The sequence below is a fragment of the Bifidobacterium sp. ESL1130 genome (assembly GCF_058507935.1).
In genome coordinates this window covers 70772-90567 of the sequence record NZ_CP196379.1, presented here as the reverse complement: position 1 = coordinate 90567, position 19796 = coordinate 70772, and the positions used below count along the sequence as shown (strand labels likewise).

Here is a 19796-nt window from a genome sequence, read left to right as displayed (position 1 = left end):
TGCATCCCCAGAACCTGCAGGTTCGCGGTGTGTGCGTGTCAGTTTCGGATCAGCGGCCATGAAGCACCTCCGCGGGGCGTACGTGCAGAATCGAGCGAATTGCCGAGAATGAGGCAATCAGTATGGTGACGGCCAGCAACACAAACACCAGCACGAACACCATAGGCCGCATCGTGATGCCTGAGCCAAAGACCACGTGCCCCACCACTTGTGCCAGTGCGGAGCCAAGACCTGCGCCCACAATGGCTCCGGCGAGCGCGATCACCGCCGTTTCGGTGAGCATGAGTCTGGAAACCGCGCCGTCGGTGGCGCCCACGGCTTTCAGCAGGGCCAGCTCGGCGCTACGTTCGTTGATGGAAGAGGCCATAAGGTTCGCCACGGCCACGGCGGCCGCGAACAGGCTCAACACGGTCATCAGTATCATCACGGCTTGGGTTTTGCGCAGCACGTCGCTTTGCAGCGCCGCTACTTGGCGTACTTGCTTGGCTACCACACCGGGGATGGCTTCTTCGATCTGGTAGGCGATGGAGGAGGGGTAGGCGGTGCAATACCAGGTTTCCCACTCTTCCGGAGTCAGACCGGCTGGATTCTTTGCAGCTTTGCGCGCCAAATCGTTCTCGGGGGTGGTGAGCGCTTTTACTTCGATTTTATCGGCTGCATCAGGCAGGTCGGCCAGGCGTTGCACCAGATTTGAGGGTAGGTAGAGGCTGCCGTCGTCGCTGTCTCCCGAGTCATAAATGCCGGTGATGGTCACGTTCTGGCTGGTGTGTTTGCCACTGGCCGTGGTCTTGGTCAGCGTCACCGTACTGCCCACATTCAGGTGATGTTCCTTGGCGAGCGTTTTTCCTGCCATGGCCTGCGCTTTGCCGTCCTTGGCCCATTCGCCGTCTATCTTCCACCATGAGCGCATGCTTTGCACCCCTGCCGTGGTGGATTCGCCGCTAGGTAGGTGGAGTTTTTTGTTGAACCATGTACCTACCAACGGCACGCTGGAACCGGACTGACCCAACTCATCGGCGTTACCGCCCGTACTGTCGCTCAGTGACGCATGCACGTTGAGCTGCGGGGCAAAACCAGTGATGTTGAATGCCCAGAATGTCGTTTTGATTTTCGGAACATCGGATTCCTTAAGGAATGACGTGGGATCGCTCTGCGAGGTGTCATTGCCTCCTGAAGAGCCACCGTCACCATCTTGCCCTCCGTACAAGTCGGAGACCACAGCGGCATCCTTGGGCTGCACCACGATATTCGACCCGTAGGTGGAAAGTTCGGCGTTCACTTTGTCGCCCACATCAAACACGATGCCCAGCATGGAGACCGCCACCGTCGCAGACAGGCATACGGTCACCGCGATCAGCAGCCGTCGTTTGAACTGGCGGCTGAATGATCGGAAAATCATGCGCAGCATGAACATAATGACCGTTCCTTTCTGTTACTTATCTACCGTGTACCCGTCACGCAGGCTTGTCAATGTTGGAAATGCGACGAGAGCGCGTCCAAGTCCCCGGTGTGGATGGTGATGGAACCATGACCGGCGGTGTAGGGGAACGGAATGGGGTTGCACCCGCCCTTGAAACCGATGGTGGCCACATTCATGGTCACGTCGCATCGTTTGCAGATAATCCTGCCGTTCTTCTCGTAATATCCAGCGTCACCGCACGTCTCGCAGGCATCGAGTCCCACACCGTACGCACCGCCATTTTTCTTGATGATAATGAACCGCATCTTGGTGCCGTCTTTGGCAGTGTAGGCAAAGCGGTGAAGGTGCCCGTCTTCCACATGCGAGAACGGTATAGTGGCCACGTCACCCTGCAGCGAGTATGGCTCCGGAGGGGAGAGCGTAGGCTCTTTGTGTACTTGGGCCACTCCTACCGTAAGCGCTACGCTCACACCGATGATGGCAGCCAAACTCCAAGCTCCAGCAGCCAACGCCCGGCGTTTGAAGGCGATATGCTCGCGTCGCACAGCGGGGTTTGGCCCTTCAGGCTTCTGCCGGAACCCGGCCACCAGTGAGGCGAGCGCAGGGATGATAAACACCGCACACTGTGCGATGACCATAATCATATCGTTGTTTGCAGCCACGATAAGTAACCGGAAAGCCGTACCGTGCAGCATGAAAATCATCATCGACATGAGCAACGAGAACAGCTGGGTGAGATGGCGCACCAACAGTATCAGCAGTAACGCCACACAGGCGACCATGAAAGAGCCTTGCACCGCCGTGGTACGCATGGTTCTGAAGATGGCAGCGGCCACCACAGCCACGCCGATACCCAGCACAAAGCCCAGTACGCGCAGCAACATGTCGGATGTAAAGGGGGATTTGCCTTCCTCCACGAAACTGGTGAGCTGCATGATCACGTCCTGCAGCGCAAAGAACGTGGTGAACGCGATGCCGACAGCCGAAACGGCATTGGCAATATGGAGCCGAACCGGGTGTTCATGCCATTGATCGGTGATGCTGCGCGCGCGCAGAGCAATGACGACCATCAGCACGTCAGTAACCACGCATACCACCAATACCGGCAGGTTGACACCAGAACGGCGGGTGACGATGACCAACGTACGCAGCACGGTGAACACGATGGCGCTGCCAAGTCCCATCATCAGGCCAGCAAGTCGCCAATGCCTGCTCATAGGCCTATCACGCCCCTCGCCTACGGTGAGCAGCACACTCATGGTCATTACCAGTAGCGCCGGCGCAAGCATGCCCGGCAGAGCCTGCACAAATTGACCCAGCATCAACCCTCCCGTCATAGTTCATCGTCCAAGCAGCCCGTACGGCTGCAGCACCCCTATATTACGACTTTGGCTTTTGCTGTTGTTTCACGTGAAACAACAGCAAAAGCCTCATCTCCAGCAACCAAACGATATGCAATCTACATACGTTCCGGTCACCGTTCAGCGCAGTCAGCGGCAAGACCGTCAGCAACGCCGTGCAGCATATCGGACATTCCCGCAGAACGGAGAGAACATCCAACACCCGCTGGTGCGCGGCCCCAAAGACCGCACACCTCAATCATTTACCACTGATGCATTTACCACTGGTGAACAGTGTAGTCCCAATCGAAGTTCGCCTCGATGGGCTCCGTCCAGAAGCGGCCCTTCACACCAGTGTCGGGATCCACGTGCAGCGTCCAACCGTTGGTCTGCGGGCTGAGAATAGTGAAGGTGAGCTTGTACTGGCCGGCCTTGTCGAGCTTGATGTTCGCGCCGTAGTGCGGGCCGTCGTCCGCGTTCATTTCCATGAACGTGCCCTCTTGCACGTTGCTCGCGTCGTTCTTGTCCTGAATCTTGTACTTCACCGTGAGCTTGGGAATGAACTCGCCCGCACCGTAGCCCAGCTTGTTGTCCTTGAGCGCATGGATGTCGGCCTCGAGGTGGAGGTTCGACTCGGCTGCGGAAAGACCCATGCCTTCGGGGTACATATCAACCGGCTGGAAATAAACGGCTCCGATGTTGAGCGGGAAGATTTCCTGATCGTCACCGATCGGAATCTCCTCGAACTTGGCACCGCCATCATCCTTCTTCTTATCGTCCTTCTTGCCGTCATCTTTTTTGTCGGCCTGGGACTGCGAGGAGGCTGCCTTGTCTTCACTCTTGCTGTCGGTTCCACCGCAAGCCGAGAGGGACAGTGCGAGCAGGCCCGTCGTCAGCGCGGCAAGCGCGCCGGTGAGTTTGCTGTTGGTCATGATGTGTATTGCTCCTTTACCGATGTGGTTGGGGGGTTTGTTTTCCGGAAATCTTATGGGCGCGATGCTCCTTGATACCGAACACCACGTAGAGCGCCACGACGACCACCAACGCCACGCCTTGAGCCACAAGGGTTTCGGCGTAGGGGTAGAAGCCGAGCCAATCGCTGGTGGGCACACCGTCAAGATACGTGCCGGCGATGAGGTTGCCTTCGATGAGCGCATGCACACCGCCACCGGCGAATACCACCACCAGCAGCGCCATAAGCACTGACGTGATGATGAAGAAGGGACGGATGGGGATGCGCACGGAAGTGAGTCGGAAGATGACAAAGACGATGACAAGTACCACGGCCGCAGCTATGCCACCAATCCACATGCCCTGGGAATCCTGAGTCATAGAGTAGATGCTCTCATAGAACATCACCGTTTCGGCACCCTCACGGAACACCGCCAGGAAGCTGAGCATGGCCAAGGAGAACATACCGCCTGCAGTCAGCTTCTCGGAAGCGTTGACGCTGCGCACCGTACGCTCGGTTTTGGTCTTGATATAAGCGTTCCACTTATCGACACTCGATTTGGAGAGCATCCAATTGCTGGTGTAGAGCAGCATCACCATGGCGATGAGCGCCACCACGCCTTCCATGATCTCCTGCTGGGGCCCGTTGCCTCTGAACAGCACGCCGAACAGCGCCGCCATGATGCCCGAACCGGCCAAACCAGCCACTACGCCAACATAAATCCACCTGACCAACTGCTTATTGCCAGACTTGACCAAATAAGCCACAATCGCGGCCACCACGAGTAGCGCTTCCAAGCCCTCACGTATGAGGATAATGAACGCTTGACCCACCGAACTGGTGATGAACTTGGTGAAACCGTTCACTTGGTCTTCGGCACCGCCGTCAAGCTTCTGAGCGTCTTCGACCAGCATGGACTTCAAACCGTTCACCTCTTTGGTGACGCTCTGTATGCTGTCTCCGCCGACCATGGCCTTGCGGCATTCCTTGAATCGGCTTTCCACCAAGGAAACGCGGCTGCCGCTGATGGCATTCATGACGTTCTTTTCAAAGCCCAGCTTTTCGTAATACTGGTAGTAAGCCTCGTTTACCTTGTCGGAACCGGCGCGACCGTCACCGTTCTTGGTGGCTTTCACTGCGTCGTCGAGGATGCCGCCCATCTCTTCGGCCACCTGCGACCAGGTCCGCTCGCCTTTGCCGGTGAACTTGGTTTTCTTCTCGCTTTGCAAACGCTTACGCTCGGTTGTGGTCTGCTTCTTGCGTGCTTTGGCATACTCGCGCGGGCTCCCTATGGCAGCGTTACCATCCAGAGTCTGAGCGGCAGCGTTGAGGTCTTGCTCGAGCGCGCTCACCTGCGTTTGCAGGTCATTCTCGTGCCCGGAAGAGTACGTGAGCTGCTGGATGGATTGGAATGCCGCAGATTGTTGCTGCTGGCGGTCGGCTCCGAGCTCCGAGCTGACCCCGGAAATCATGTTGCTGGAGATATAGGCCACGTTGAAGGCGGAACTCACCGCCGAGCTGGCAGAACTCATGTCTCCGGACTGATAGGAAGTCACGGCCTGATTCAGCTGTTGTGCGACCGCTGACGAAACAGCCTCCCACGAGTCGTAATCAGTGGGGAAGGATTGATTCGCAGACTTGGAGCCGGTGGAAGGAGAGGAACTATCGGCTTGGATAGCCGCAGAAGCGGCGGACACTGCAAGGGGCTGCGCAGAAGCGGGGGCAGCAATGGCACCGGCCGGGGCAACAATCGCACCAGCGGCAAGAGAACCCGCCACCACCAGCAGCGAGCACAGCAGCACTGCAACACGGGACCACACGTGAGCCGTGCAATCTCGTCCATTACCCTTCCGCCCTAGCATATGTCTCCCTCACCTCTCTCATCGTGAGCTCCGCCATCACTGGCCATGCGAAGCGAGCTCACCATATACTCAGACAGCGTAAAGGAGAAAGTAATCAAAAGATAGACTTGACTTTCTTTCACAGATGAGGTAACCGCTAGGAAAACCGCGGTATTCAGCCATTCCTCAACCACAACTTTTCACACCACTGTCTCAGTATATGAGATTTGCTTCTTCATGCTGCAGATGTCGGTTCGCAGACACACCGCATCCCAGTCACGATAAATCAGCATCCTCCCAGTGCGCGGCACTCGGTATCTGGCGAATCGAAGGTGCCGCAAGAATCAAAACCGCACCCAGGAAGAACGCTGCGGAAAATGTCGTCATGGTTCCGCGGAAGCCAACGACAGGAAGCAAGGTTCCCGCTATGGCACTGCAAAACGCCGACAATATCTGCGACGGGGCACTAAGCGCGACGGTGACCCTTCCTTGCATACGTTTCGGAGCTTTGGCAAAAATGAAGCCCAGCAGCAGCGAATTGATAATGGGAACCGGAACGCCGATAAGCGCATTGCAGACAATGAGAATCGTGCGATTATCTGACATAATCATTGGAATCAGCACAAGGCAGATGAACACAAACGAAAGGCAAACAGCATGCCCGACATGCGCATTGCCACTGATTCTGTTCGCAATCAGCGAGCCTACAAACATCCCAATCGAAATCCCTGCATTAACCATCCCGATATACGTGGAATTTACCTTCATTCCTGTGAGATTGAGCTGTATAGCATATTGAATACCGTTAATACCGAAATTGGACAGACTAGCAGCACCAACAGATAGGAGCACTGTTTTGCGGTGCGCAAACCATTTCCACCCGTCCCAGAAGTCACTCATGAAGGATTTCCCGATCGCCGCTCCTTCCTCACCTCCCCTTGCCTGACTCAGCGGATGCAATTTCGCCGCAGCAACACCGGAAACCGCGTACATCAGCGAGGACATAAGGAAGGGGAGCAGTGGAAGCAGCGCATAGAAAAACCCACTGAGCGGACCGCTTACCATGTTGATAGTTGAGTCCCTTCCCTCGTTCACGCTTCTAGCTTTCGGGTAATCCCGAATGTTGATGATAGAACGGAGCATGGCGTCGGTGGCGCTTCCCAGGAAGCCGTTGATCGCGGATGCGACCACCGATATGACAACCAGGGTAATGAAGGAAAGCCGACCTAAGAAACTCAACAATGCGACCGCTCCCCACAACATGAAACCCACTGTCGCATTGATGATGATCAGATTTTTCTTGCTGTGACGATCTACGTATGTTCCGCCAAATATATTCATGCCTTGCTGGGCAATAAGCGAAAGCGTGCCCAGCCATCCGGCCGCTGTCAGCGACCCGGATACCGCATAACCAAGCAACGATAGGGCCAAGGTCTTCATTGCCGCCCCAACGGCAGAGGCAGTGTCGGCAGTGAACCAGGACGCATATTCCCGATTCCGCCAAAGCGACTCGTCTCTCGCACTAGATTCAGTCTGCAGGCCAGACTCAGCCTGCGTACGCTTTGTGTTGTGACTTACCATCAGCTCATTCTTTCAGCAAATAACGAAAACATGGCTTCTCTTACCCTCGCATCATTGCAGTGCCGTTCAAAATAGTTCCAGTCACCATCGAGGTTTATTTCGAGAAAGGTATAAGAATCACCATTTTTGAGTAAATCTATGGCACCATAGTCAAATTTCATAATTCGCTGCAGTTGTTTAATCTTCTCGATGATATCCTTAGGAAGTGAGCAAGGCTGAATCTTTACACTACTAGGCTTTTCCCAAATTTGCGCAGCTGAATCTTTCCCACGTACACTATAGGAAATAATCTTACGCTCAACCACATAAACACGTATTTCACTGTCATGCGGGACAAATTTTTGAAACATTGTGGGCACTTCTTCAATCTGTGCGCGTTTCAACGAATCAGCATCCAATACTCTCGGAAAATCGCCAATAAAACTGTCTGATGATTCTCTAACCCAATGCAACCCCAAAGCTTTTACAACAACTTTCTCCGTCCCATCTCCAAACATTGAAAGAGCCCGTCTTGGATTATTAGTGATAATAGTATCAGGAATATCAAAACCAGATCTTCTGGCACTTGTCAATTGCATAGGTAGACTTTCTACAGTAAGTTTGCCATTTAATAAATACTCACTTGTCTCACTGAGAATAGTTTTCAATGACTCCATCTGTGCAGAGCAGTATTCCATTAATACTTGGTTTTCTAGCGACGTAGCTTTTTTAATAAAAGAGTGTCTATCCCAAAAAACTCTGGGTCTTAAAATCTCATGCCCTTTAATAATTCGTCCTTGCTCATCTATGCCGTCAATACCCATCTTTTCAGGGAAGTCAGAGTCAATGCGAACAAGTCTCAAACCTGCTTTAGCCATATCAAAGGAAAGCTTGGAAATTTCAATGTCTCCAGAATAGGTAAATACCACAGCACAGTTCGAATAAACATCAGTCATTGGACGAGCAAGACCGTTATCATACATATTCGACTGAAAATCTTCATTCCTATGAACGAAAACTTGCCGATAAGCATCATCGATAAGTAAAGCCATCCTATCCCTCCACATCTAATGCATGTGCTGCCAATTCATAACATAGAATCGGCAGCACATAAACAGACTCACAGAAAATCAAACGATTTTGAAGTCACCATCAGGTTCCGAGCCAGTAATGACAGACTTCTCATCAATATCGTTTGCAAACTTCTTCATTTCGTTTTCCATTGTGTCCTTCTTTCGTTGTAACAATAAGCCCTTTCTTTTGTGGGCTAAGTAGAGCGTATCACGAAAAAATATTTTGCGCAAATTTATTTCACAAATTTATTTCACAAAATTTGTTGTACTATTACACTTTGAAAGGAACTACACCATGCCCACAGAACCATCCACGACACAGAGCGTTGAAATTCAGCGAATTTCAAACGGCCAGACCCTTAAAGTCATGGCCAATCCACTGAGAATGCGGATTCTCGGAGTGCTGCGCATCAACGGCGCACAAACCGTCGGCACCATCAGCGACTACCTTGGCGAGGCACCTGGTGCAATCAGCTATCATCTTGCCCAGCTTGCCCAGGTTGGTCTCGTCGAAAAAATGCGCGACCCCAACAACGACAAGAGGAAAAGCTGGTGGAAAGCAAGCCAGCCAGCGGTACTTGTGGAGTCAGCGAGCGACGACAATGCGAACGACGAAGCGACGGACCTCTTTAGACGTTCGGCGGCACTATCATACGAGCAAACCTACGAACGCTATCTGGACGCATTGCCGCAACTGCCGCAGGAGTGGGTGGATGCGGGCGCCAGCAACGATTTCATCTTGCAGTTGACCGCAGAAGAGCTATCTCAAATGCTGTCCGAACTTACCGGAGTGGTGAAGAAATGGACTATGCAACACTCCGTGCCCTCACCGCAAGCCGAACAGGTTGCCCTCATCATGCAAGGATTCCGCTGGATACCGTAATCCAATACCGCAAACAAGCGAGCCTGCCGCCGATATCAGCCGACGCATCACTGGCTTGAACAGCATCTCACGTTCATATCAAGTCGTAGGGCATGCGGCGCGCTACCACGTAGAACACGGCCAGCACAATCGCCACAAGCAGCCCGAATTTGTTCCAGCCGGTGGGGTAGAGCTGGGTCGCCAAGAACAGCAGCACAGTACGTGCCAGATAGAATGCAGCCCTTCGGCCACTGCTGCGCGGCACCGTCTCAACGGTCATGTGCGTGAACATGCCGCCGAGCGTCTGCCCATGCTTCGCCGCCGGCACGCATAGTTCGAACACCGCAAACGCAATCACCGAAGTCATTCTCGCCGCTACCTCGGAAACATTCGACCCCAGATTGAAGCCCAGGAACAGAAACTCCCCGTTCGGAAGCGGTGTAGCGGTTTTCTGGAATACGAAAATGAACCCCAACGCGAGCGCCACGTTGAACACCCACACAAATACCAAATCGATGACGAGAGTGACGCAGCGGTGCAGCAGCGCAGGATTGGTGTTGATTTCGTCTGGATTGTCAAGGGTTTTCACCGGATCCAGCAAGCCGTACATCCATGCAATGAAGCAGCCCAAGGCCGCACCAATCGTATTGGTAAGCAGATCGTCCACATCGAACTGGCGGTAGGCGCACGGGTAGATACCCCACACCCCGGTAAGCTGCGATGTCTCGATCAGTGCGGACACTGCAAGACCGACGGGAACCACCAGCACCGCACGCCACCTGGCCCACCGTTTGAGCGCAAAGCCAAGGGGCACGAACAACGCCACGTTGAACACAAGTTGCAGCATGGCACTGGTGCCGCCGAAACGCAGGTCGTCTGCGAACTGCATAACGTTGAGCTGTGGGCTGTGCGAGTGTGTCTGGCAGTATTGCGCAGGGTTGTCGGGCATGGGGTAGAGCGTGAACGTGACCAGCCCGAGCGCGTACAGCACGCACACATAGGCAGTAATAACCGATGCGGCCCGCAACCGGTGGTAGCGGTTGTACATCACAGCCAGAATCGGCAGCGTGAGTAAGGCCGACAGCAGCGGCCAAATAGCCACCGCGAGCGTGAAAGAAGAACTGAATGCGCCCAGATATGCGAACATAACGGGTTACGCTACCGTCTGCGGCAACTCAGTCGTCGCCCAGCGTGACGTGCATGCCGCCCACCAGCTGAGAAACCACGTTGTACAGCGCAGCGATGATTACTGCCAGCAACGTAGCCAAAATAACCTCAACGATGGAAAGTATAGTGACCGTGCTCAGCACCGTACCCAGAGAGAAGATGCTGCTCAGATTGAACCCGCCGGCATCCAGACCTGCGGAAGAGACCAGCTGTGTGACCTGGTCAAACACACCCACCACGTTCAACAGCGCCCAGATCAGGCCGACCGCGACGATTTGGATGATGCCGGCTGCCACAGAAAGCAGGAATGCCACCTTGGCCACCGACCACGGGTCGACGTGCGTCAACGAAAGACTCATACGGCGGGCACGGGGAACACGACGCTTGGCCTTCGCTGTGCCGCCGAAGCCCTGCCGCTCGCCATGACCACCCGCCTGATTAGACATATTGGAAGCCGTACGCGGCGCACGAGGAGAAGATCCCGCATTCCCCTGTGCGTTCGCAGGGAAGGACTCTTGCTCGCCATTGGACGAATCAAACAGTTCAGGCACGGAAAGTTCAGGCTCTCCACCTCGCTGCGATTTCGTCTTTACCGACGGCTGTTCAGAAGACTTCACGGCGGCGCGAGGCGTTGTCGCGCTGGAAGCTTGCGGACTCTTCGAGTCCTTCGCGTCCTGCTTCGACTTGCTTTCGCTACGCTTAATGCTCATTGTCGCTCCTTGAACGCCCACAGTTCGCCGTGAGTCCTACCAATATCTAAGCCCCAAGGGTACCAGTCTTTCGAGACGATACCCTTGGGGCCATAAGCGGTGCGGGAGCAGGTCATAAACCTCACTCACGCACCGTTCCAGACGATGACAATCGCCGGCTTAACAGCTACCGGCGAGTCGTCACTCTACTCGTTTCCACCCTTGCTGGCATTACCAGCGGCTTCCTGAGCATTGCTCGCGCCATCGCCTGCATCAGTGCCGGCCTTCTGCTCAGCGGTACCCGAGGTCTGGGATTCTCCCTCCGCCTGCGCGGACTCTTCCTCATCCTCGGATTCGGCGTTGCGGGCAATGGAGAGAATCTCATCGTTCTTGTCGGGCTTCGCCAGCGTCACCCCCTGCGTATTGCGGCCGGTGAGCTTGACTTCTGCCACATTGGAACGAATCACCTTGCCGGACTTCATGATGGCCATCACCTGATCGGTGTCCGTCACCATGAGCGCGCCCACCAGGGAGCCACGGCCCTCGGCAAGCTGCAACGCCTTGATACCGAAGCCGTTGCGCCCCTGCAAACGGTACTCGCTGATGCGCGTGCGCTTGGCATAGCCCTCGTTGGTCACCACCAGCAGGTCGAGTTCCTCTTCCATGTCGGTACGAACCACGTCCATGGCCAGCAGTTCGTCGCCTTCACGGAACTTCATGCCCTGCACGCCGGCGGTCTGACGGCCCATCGGTCGCAGCTGCTCGTCGTTGGCTTGGAACTTCAAGCTCATGCCGTTGCGGGAAACGAGAATGATGTCATCCTCGGCGTTGCACAGCTGCGCGCCCACCAGCTCATCGGCCGGCTCACCCGTTTCCGGATCTTCCATCAGTCGCACGGCGATAAGGCCACCCTGACGTGAGGAATCATACTGTTCGAGCGGAGTCTTCTTGACCTTGCCGGACTTGGTGGCCAGCACCAAATACTTGGCCACCTCGTAGTTCGGAATGGTCAGCACGGTCTGAATCGCCTCGTCGGGTGCCAGCTGCAGCAGGTTCGCCACATGCTGCCCCTTGGAATCGCGCGAGCCTTCCGGCAACTCGTAGGCCTTGAGCCGGAACACGCGGCCGCGGTTGGTAAAGAAGAGAATCCAGTTATGCGTAGACGTGGAAAAGAAGTGATCCACCACATCGTCCTCGCGCAGCTTGGCGCCCTTGATGCCTTTGCCACCGCGATGCTGGGCGCGGTACTCGTCGGCCTTGGTGCGCTTGGCAAAGCCGGAGTGTGTCACTGTGACCACCACATTCTCGTCAGCAATCAGGTCCTCATCGCTCATCTCGCCGGAGAACGGCAGGATGCGCGTGCGGCGTTCGTCACCATACTTGGAGACAATTTCGTCGAGCTCGCTGCCCACAATCTGGCGTTCGCGCTCCGGGCTGCCGAGGATGTCGTTGTAATCGGCAATCTTGCACATCAGCTCGTCGTGCTCGTCCACAATCTTCTGACGTTCCAGAGCGGCCAGACGACGCAGCTGCATGGCCAGAATGGCGTCGGCCTGCACATCGTCAACGTCCAGCAAATCCTTCAGGCCGGTACGTGCCGTTTCCACGTCCTTGGAAGAACGAATCAGGGCGATGACCTCGTCGATCATGTCCAACGCCTTCAGGTAACCCTGCAGGATGTGGTCGCGCTCTTCCGCTTCTCGCTTCAGGTAGCGGGTGCGCCGGTCGACGACCTCGAGCTGATGATCAACCCAGTGGCTGACGAACGCGTCCAGAGACAGCGTGCGCGGCACATTGTCGACCAACGCGAGCATGTTGGCGCCGAAGGTCTGCTGCAGCTGCGTGTGCTTGTACAGGTTGTTGAGCACGACCTTGGGCACGGCGTCGCGCTTGAGAACAAGCACAAGACGCTGACCGGTACGGCCGGAGGTTTCGTCGCGCATGTCGGCGATGCCTTGGATCTTGCCGTCGCGCACCGACTCGCGGATAGATGCGGCGAGGCGGTCGGGGTTGACCTGGTACGGCAGCTCGGTGACCACCAGGCACATGCGGCCCTTGATCTCCTCGGTGTTGACCACGGCGCGCATGGTGATCAGGCCGCGACCGGTGCGGTAAGCCTGCTCGATGCCCTTATGGCCGAGAATCGTGGCGCCAGTGGGGAAGTCCGGCCCCTTGATGCGCTCGATCAGCGCCTCCAGCAGCTCTTCTTTGGTTGCTTCGGGGTGGTCCAGCGCCCAGTGAACGCCGTCGGACACCTCGCGCATGTTGTGCGGGGGAATGTTCGTGGCCATACCAACGGCGATGCCGGAGGAACCGTTGACCAGCAGGTTCGGGAAGCGGGCAGGGAGCACGGTGGGCTCCTGCGTCTTGCCATCGTAGTTCGGCACGAAATCGACGGTATCCTTGTCGATGTCTCGCACCATCTCCATGGCCAGCGGATCCATACGGCACTCGGTGTAACGCATGGCCGCAGCCGGGTCATCGCCGGGGGAGCCGAAGTTACCTTGGCCGTCCACCAGCAGGTAACGCATCGACCACGACTGGGCCATACGCACCAGCGTGTCATAAATGGCGGAGTCGCCGTGCGGGTGGTACTTACCCATCACGTCGCCCACCACGCGCGAGCACTTGTTGTAGCCGCGGTCGGGGCGATATCCACCGTCGTACATCGCGTAGATCACGCGGCGGTGCACCGGCTTCATGCCGTCGCGCACGTCCGGCAGGGCGCGTTCCACGATGACGGAGAGCGAGTAGGCCAGGTAGGAGTCTTTCATCTCCTGTCCCAGTTCCACCGGCTGGATGCGTTCACCGGTCATCAGGCCGTAATCGGTATTGTCGGCCTCCTGCGGGCTCAACGGTTCCAGCGAACCGTCCGGAGTGAACTGTTCGTCGAAACCGTCGCCGGCTGTGCCGTTTGTTGTTGTGTTGTCGTCTGCCACTATCTGTCCTTAAACCTTAAAACCCTTACATTCCGCTTGCCGGTCATGTAGTGCGCCAACTGTTGCGCCTTACCCGCATGACCAGCATCGGTGTATGTTCCGTTCATCTCTTATGCGTCGATGAACCTGGCATCGTGTGCGTTGCGCTGAATGAAGAGGCGTCGTGGTTCTACTTCGTCACCCATGAGCATGGAGAACGTTTCATCGGCGCGGGCTGCGTCCTCAATCTGCACCTGCTTCAAAATGCGGTGGTCAGGGTCCATGGTGGTGCCCCACAGCTCCTGGTAGCTCATCTCACCCAAGCCCTTGTAACGCTGGATGCCTTCACCCTTGGGCAGCTGGCGGCCAGAGTCCTTGCCTTCTTTGAGCACGCGGTCGCGCTCGGCGTCGGTGTAGACGAAGCTGTGATTGCCCTTGGTCCACTTGATGCGGTAGAGCGGTGGCATGGCCACGTAGACGTAGCCGGCGTAGATCATCGGACGCATGTAACGGAAGAAGAGCGTCAGATTCAGCGTGGCGATGTGAGCACCGTCCACATCAGCGTCGGCCATGATGATGACTTTGTGGTAACGCACCTTGTTCAGGTCGAAATCCTCGCCGTAGCCGCCGCCGACCGCAGTGATGAGCGATTCGATGGTGTCGGACTTCATGATGCGATCGATCGAGGCGCGCTCGGTGTTGAGGATCTTGCCTCTCAGCGGCAAAATGGCCTGCGTGATCGGGTTGCGCCCCTGAATGGCGGAGCCACCTGCGGAATCACCCTCCACGATGAACAGTTCGCACTCTTCAGGATTGTTGGACTGGCAATCCTTGAGCTTGTCCGGCATGCCGGCCGTCTCGAAGACAGACTTGCGGCGAGTGTTCTCACGCGCCTTCTTCGCGGCGATGCGCGCACGGGAGGCCTCGATGCCCTTCTGGATGATGTTCTTGGCCTCGCTGGGGTGAGAGTCGAACCAGTCACCGAGTTTATCGGTCATCACTCGCTGCACGAAGGTCTTGGCCTCGGAATTACCCAGCTTGGTCTTAGTCTGGCCTTCGAACTGCGGGTTGGTGAGCTTGACGGAGATGACTGCCGTCAGACCTTCGCGCACATCGTCGCCGGAAAGGTTGTCGTCCTTCTCCTTGAGCAGGTTCTTATCTCGCGCATAGCGGTTGATGAGAGTGGTGAGCGCCGCGCGGAAGCCTTCCTCGTGGGTGCCGCCCTCAGTGGTGGAGATGGTGTTGGCGAAGGTGTGCACGGCCTCGGAGTAGGCGGCCGTCCACTGCATCGCAATCTCGGCGGAGATGCCGATGGAAAGATCCTCGGCTTCGAGATCGATCACCTCTTCCTCGATAGGCGAGGATTTGCGCGTCTTGACCATGTAGTCAACATAGTCCTTGATGCCGTTGGCGTACATGTACGTCACGGTCTGCTCGCCGCTTTTTTCCTCGTCGGAATCATCTTTACCGGCTACTTCGTCGCCGGCCAGATCAGGCTGACGTTGATCGGTCAGGCTGATACGCAGACCCTTGTTGAGGAAGGCCATCTGCTGGAAGCGCGAGCGCAGGGTCTCGAAATCGTAGACGGTGGTTTCGAAGATTTCCGGATCGGCCCAGAAAGTCACCGAGGTTCCGGTGCTCTCACCCTCGGCGAGCGGTTCGCCCTGCTTGAGGGGAGCCACGGACTTCTGGTCCACGAAGTTCTGCGTCCAGTGGTAGCCCTGACGGCGCACTTCAACGTTGATGCGGGTGGAGAGCGCGTTTACCACGGAGATGCCCACACCGTGCAGACCACCGGAGACGGCATAGCCACCGCCACCGAACTTGCCGCCGGCGTGCAGCTTGGTCATCACGGTTTCCACACCGGAGACACCTTCACCGGGAACCTCGTCCACCGGGATACCACGGCCGTCGTCAACCACGCGGATGCCGTTGTCGGGCAGAATGGTGACTTCGATGTGCGAAGCGTAGCCTGCGAGCGCCTCATCCACGGAATTGTCGACAATCTCGTACACCAGGTGGTGCAGACCGCGAGGACCCGTTGAACCGATGTACATGCCAGGCCGGATGCGCACTGCTTCAAGGCCTTCGAGCACCCTCAAATCGCTCGCGTCGTAGTGTTCCGGGGACAGTGCATCGTCAAGCTGCTCGGCGTTCAGCTCATCGTTCACCGTGTGCTCCACTGCAGCGGCACTGCTCTGTGCAGCGTCATCCTGAACCGTCTTATCTACTGAATCTGATTCGTGGTCTGCCACAAAGATTCCTTCCTGATTGCCCGCACGAAAGGTTACCCAAACGGGCGACACGCTCTAGAAAGCATGTAATGGGGCCTTCTAGCCGTTTTCTATTCTACCGGCAGTCTACTAGCAAATAGGGACGTTGGGCGTATATCGAGCGTATGGGCATGACGCTTGGCATTTACTGCCATCTGACGCATTTACCGGCATCCGGTAACGTCCGCCGCAGGCAAATGCCGCTGTCAACTGTTACCTAACAGACGATTACGATTGTCGATCTGCCTGCGCCGCCGCTCTCAGTGGTTATATCCACGATGGCGATACCGCTTGGCAAAATTGGCCATTTGCGGCCCCGTTACCCGCACTTCGCGCACATCAAGTCCGTCAAGCCGTTCGCGAATGGTCGAGGTCAATTCCGGAATCATATAAGTCAGCTGCGTGGCCCAAGCGCCGGATTCGGTATGGATGGTGAGAACACCATCGCGAAACTCATCCACTTGCGAGTGTGCGGCAATGCTGGCACCCACCACTTGGTCCCAATGATTGCGCAACTGCGCCACTTTGAGGTGAGGCACCCAACGCCCCCTGCTGGCGATGACGTCCAATGTTCCACCCAACAGTCCCGGGTCTCGCCCAGGTTTGCCAAAGTTCTCCCAGGCTGCCTCTTGACGCAGCGCCCGGTTCTTTTTCGCGCCCGAGCGTGCAGCAATCCTGGTGAACACCTGCTCGGGCAGTTTGCGAGGGTCGAGGTGCAGCTGTTGGTCAACCGGTGGCGTCATAGCTGCTCACCGGGGCCATCAGCCGGTCGCATATCATCTTCCGCTGCATCAAGCGACGACAGGTCAGACCGCTTCCCCCGACCGGCCTCGCCGACCAATGCTGCCACCAGAGCCTCATTGCCGTCCTCTTGCCCGTCTTTGAGCAATGCCACGTCAATCATGGTGCAGTCTTCGCGGTTCAGCGCCGCCTGCGGGATATCGCTCATGGCCGCCACCGTCACGATCACTTGGTCTTGCCGGACTGCAAAGTCAAGGATTTGGGCGCGCCTGGTCTCGTCAAGTTGGGCGAACACATCGTCGAGGATGACAATGGGTTTAACGCCCTGATCTTCTGCAATCGCACCAAATAACGCCATTTTCAAGGCCAATGCCATCGTCCAGGTTTCACCGTTGGAAGCGAATTCACGGGCGGGGGCCCCCTCCAGAGTCAACTCCAGATCGTCTCGATGAGGACCGATGAGATTGCGCCCGCGCGCCACTTCCCCCGGATAGAGACGTTGAAAATGCTTGGATATCTCTGCTCCCGGCACGTCGTAGTACAGCACTTCGTCAAACGACGGCTGGTAGGAGAGTCCCGCGTGTGCACTGGTACCGGCCAGCTCATCGTAAATACGCGAGAACGGACCTGCAAGACGATCCACAAGTTGTTGCCGCAGCTTGGTGAGAGCCATGCCCTCCTCAATGAACTGTCCGGTCCAAACCTCCAGCCCGCTCAGCGCAGCTTGCTGCGCATCGGCAGCCTCAACCCCGTCATGCGTACCCAACTGCTTTAACAAGGCCACTCGCTGTTTGGCGATTTTCGCGACGCGCTGCGCACGCACCGCATATTCCGTAGAGAACATGGCTCCGGCCTGGTCAAGGAACGAGCGCCTGGAGGCGGGATCCCCTAAGACCAATCGCTGGTCGTCAGGGGTGAACGAGATGCTAGGCACCTGTCCCACAATGTCGCGCATGTATAGTGAACTACCGCCGTTGATGCGGCCTCGATTGGCGCCTCTGGTCGACACCGTCACCTCGTAGGTGGTAGTGGTCGCCCCATCATCGCGATCCACATTGGCTCGAACGGTGGCTTTGGTTGCTCCGCGTTCCACCAACGGCAGAGAGCTGGAGACACGGTGACTTGAGCCTGTAGAAAGCACCTCGATGGCTTCAACCAAGTTGGTCTTACCCATGCCGTTGGCGCCTTGCACAATGTTGACGCCCGGCTTGAGGTCTACAACGCAGTGACGCCATGACCGAAAATGGTCAAGTGCCAAGCGCGAAATAGTCGTCGTTCCCGTGAGCGTTATACCTTTCTATGCACTTGTATATTCTGCATATTTGCAGGATAAATATCTTACAGTGTTCAACGTTTTAGGTGGGGATTAATCGCTTATCGCTAATCTTCCCCACCCGATGCCGGTAACCGTTATTTCCGTCTATTTTGCGTCAGGTCACCGCTTGCATATCAGTTATTGAAACGCATTGGCACCAGCAAATATCGGTAATCCATCGACTCGTCACCATCGGACTCTTGTTGACCGTTGAATTCCACTGGCTTAACGGCAGTGTTCATCTTCATGCGCACGAACGGTTCGGTGATGGCGCTCAGCCCTTCGATGAGGTACGAGGGGTTAAATGCCACGGTGATATCGTCGCCATCCATGTCGATATCGAGTGTTTCTTTGGCTTGAGATTCGTCGGCGGCACCGGCTGAAAGGGTCAAGGACTGCCCTTCGAACACCATACGCACTGGAGCGTTTCGCTCAGCAACCAGACTCACGCGCTTAATCGCGCTGAGTAACAGTTGACGGTCGATGACCGCGTGAATCGGGTATTCATCAGCAAACAGACGGTCAACCGCAGGGAATTCTCCATCAATCAGCTGCGACGTGGAAACGCGTCCCGCATTTTCAAACCCGAGCAAAGACGGGTTTTCGGTGTCCAGAGACAGCACCACATGCTGGTGTTCGTCGGTGGAACGAGCCACATCGCGAAGCAACGAGCCGCGTACCAAGGCTTGTGTTTCCACAGTTTCTTCTTGCGGAGACCACGAGAAGGTGGAACGTGCCAAGCGGAAGCGATCGGTAGAAGTCATGACCACTTTGGTGCCTTCAAACTGAACGCGCACACCAGTGAGCACCGGGCGGTTTTCTTCTCGCGATACTGCCACGCATGCCTGGTTGACGGCCTGTACAAACGTGGGCGCATCAACCTGGCCAAGCACAGAGGGAACTTCGGGCAAATCCGGGTATTCGCCTTCAGGCATGAGCTGCATCGTGAAGGTCGATTTGCCTGAAGTGATGGTGAGAGTGGTGTCTGACGACGAAAGATAGGCGTTTTCTGCAGGGAGGGCTTTGGAGATGTCGGCAAGCAGTTTGCCTTGAACCAGAACGTTTCCGGGTTCATCTACACCTGCCTCGATGTGGTGGCGAGCGGAAATCTCGTAATTAAACGCAGAAAGTTGAAGTGTGCCGTCAATGGCTTGGAGGCGGACACCTGCCAGTATGGGGTTTGCCGGACGAGCATCAATGACGCGAGTGGTCCAAGCCACAGCGTCGGCAAGTGCAGCTGCATTAATTTCGACTTTCATAGTTCCTCCACGGTGTTCGACGACTGGTTCAAGTCTAAAACAGAATCGGTACGGTAAAAATGTAGCGCGCAACATTTCTTATGGTGACGATGACCTTTTCTAATTTCAGAAAGTAATCTTCTTAATAAGTACGGTGGATAAGTGGACGAACCGCGTTGTGCATTACTGGCAATTGAAGAATCCACAACCGGAGAGTGTGGATAACCTTCGAACAGCGTGTGCACAAGTGGGCGACTTATCCACAGATCGAGGGGGCTTGAAAAGTTGTCCACATCGAGGTAAGACTTCTCCACACTGTGGGTGCCAGTTTTCCCGAGGGTATCCACCGAAAAGGATACGAGATGTGCACAGTCTGTGTACAAAGTTGTGGATAACTTATTTGCGAA

At 56.1% G+C, this 19796-nt stretch carries 14 protein-coding genes; 1 reads left to right on the top strand and 13 read right to left on the bottom strand.

Translation table 11 applies throughout. The features are described 5' to 3' along the window. Positions 1 to 49 precede the first annotated feature (49 nt). The 6 genes from ACSYSO_RS00335 to ACSYSO_RS00310 form a co-directional block, all read right to left on the bottom strand. A complete protein-coding gene (locus tag ACSYSO_RS00335; protein WP_489760652.1) occupies positions 50 to 1414 on the bottom strand; it encodes an ABC transporter permease in 1365 nt (454 codons plus the stop codon). A 53-nt stretch (positions 1415 to 1467) separates the two neighbouring features. Next, positions 1468 to 2742: a Fe-S-containing protein gene (locus ACSYSO_RS00330; RefSeq protein ID WP_489760665.1), complete on the bottom strand. Its 1275-nt coding sequence runs from the start codon at positions 2740 to 2742 to the stop codon at positions 1468 to 1470. A 296-nt stretch (positions 2743 to 3038) separates the two neighbouring features. Continuing rightward, positions 3039 to 3692 carry an iron transporter gene (locus ACSYSO_RS00325; protein ID WP_489760653.1) on the bottom strand — a complete coding sequence of 218 codons (654 nt, stop codon included), beginning with the start codon at positions 3690 to 3692 and terminating at the stop codon, positions 3039 to 3041. A 16-nt stretch (positions 3693 to 3708) separates the two neighbouring features. Further along, entirely contained in the window at positions 3709 to 5574 is a 1866-nt protein-coding gene (locus tag ACSYSO_RS00320) for an FTR1 family iron permease (protein WP_489799758.1), read from the bottom strand. A gap of 255 nt (positions 5575 to 5829) precedes the next feature. Further along, positions 5830 to 6993: an MFS transporter gene (locus ACSYSO_RS00315; RefSeq protein WP_489760654.1), complete on the bottom strand. Its 1164-nt coding sequence runs from the start codon at positions 6991 to 6993 to the stop codon at positions 5830 to 5832. A 140-nt stretch (positions 6994 to 7133) separates the two neighbouring features. Beyond that, the gene (locus ACSYSO_RS00310; RefSeq protein ID WP_489760655.1) at positions 7134 to 8165 is read right to left on the bottom strand and encodes an ATP-grasp domain-containing protein; all 1032 of its coding nucleotides are present in this window, start codon (positions 8163 to 8165) and stop codon (positions 7134 to 7136) included. A gap of 244 nt (positions 8166 to 8409) precedes the next feature. Here ACSYSO_RS00310 and ACSYSO_RS00305 point away from each other — a divergent pair, with 244 nt between their 5' ends. Then, positions 8410 to 9069, top strand: a complete 660-nt coding sequence (locus ACSYSO_RS00305) for an ArsR/SmtB family transcription factor (protein ID WP_489760656.1) — start codon at positions 8410 to 8412, stop codon at positions 9067 to 9069. A 73-nt stretch (positions 9070 to 9142) separates the two neighbouring features. Here ACSYSO_RS00305 and ACSYSO_RS00300 read toward each other — a convergent pair whose 3' ends face one another. The 7 genes from ACSYSO_RS00300 to dnaN form a co-directional block, all read right to left on the bottom strand. Next, positions 9143 to 10195 (bottom strand): VanZ family protein, encoded by a 1053-nt coding sequence (locus ACSYSO_RS00300; protein WP_489760657.1) that lies wholly within the window; start codon positions 10193 to 10195, stop codon positions 9143 to 9145. Between the two features lie 28 nt (positions 10196 to 10223). Further along, the gene (locus tag ACSYSO_RS00295; RefSeq protein WP_489760667.1) at positions 10224 to 10766 is read right to left on the bottom strand and encodes a DUF3566 domain-containing protein; all 543 of its coding nucleotides are present in this window, start codon (positions 10764 to 10766) and stop codon (positions 10224 to 10226) included. A gap of 344 nt (positions 10767 to 11110) precedes the next feature. Beyond that, complete coding sequence (gene gyrA, locus ACSYSO_RS00290; RefSeq protein ID WP_489760668.1) at positions 11111 to 13720, bottom strand: DNA gyrase subunit A; 2610 nt, start codon at positions 13718 to 13720, stop codon at positions 11111 to 11113. A gap of 233 nt (positions 13721 to 13953) precedes the next feature. Further along, the gene (gene gyrB / locus ACSYSO_RS00285; RefSeq protein ID WP_489760669.1) at positions 13954 to 16005 is read right to left on the bottom strand and encodes a DNA topoisomerase (ATP-hydrolyzing) subunit B; all 2052 of its coding nucleotides are present in this window, start codon (positions 16003 to 16005) and stop codon (positions 13954 to 13956) included. A 350-nt stretch (positions 16006 to 16355) separates the two neighbouring features. Next, positions 16356 to 16838, bottom strand: a complete 483-nt coding sequence (locus ACSYSO_RS00280) for a DciA family protein (protein ID WP_489760658.1) — start codon at positions 16836 to 16838, stop codon at positions 16356 to 16358. Further along, on the bottom strand, positions 16835 to 18127 hold the full coding sequence (recF, locus tag ACSYSO_RS00275) for a DNA replication/repair protein RecF (protein ID WP_489760670.1): 1293 nt from the start codon (positions 18125 to 18127) through the stop codon (positions 16835 to 16837). Before recF ends, ACSYSO_RS00280 begins: the two co-directional genes overlap by 4 nt. A gap of 158 nt (positions 18128 to 18285) precedes the next feature. Further along, positions 18286 to 19410 (bottom strand): DNA polymerase III subunit beta, encoded by a 1125-nt coding sequence (dnaN, locus tag ACSYSO_RS00270; RefSeq protein ID WP_489760659.1) that lies wholly within the window; start codon positions 19408 to 19410, stop codon positions 18286 to 18288. Between the last annotated feature and the right edge of the window lie 386 nt (positions 19411 to 19796).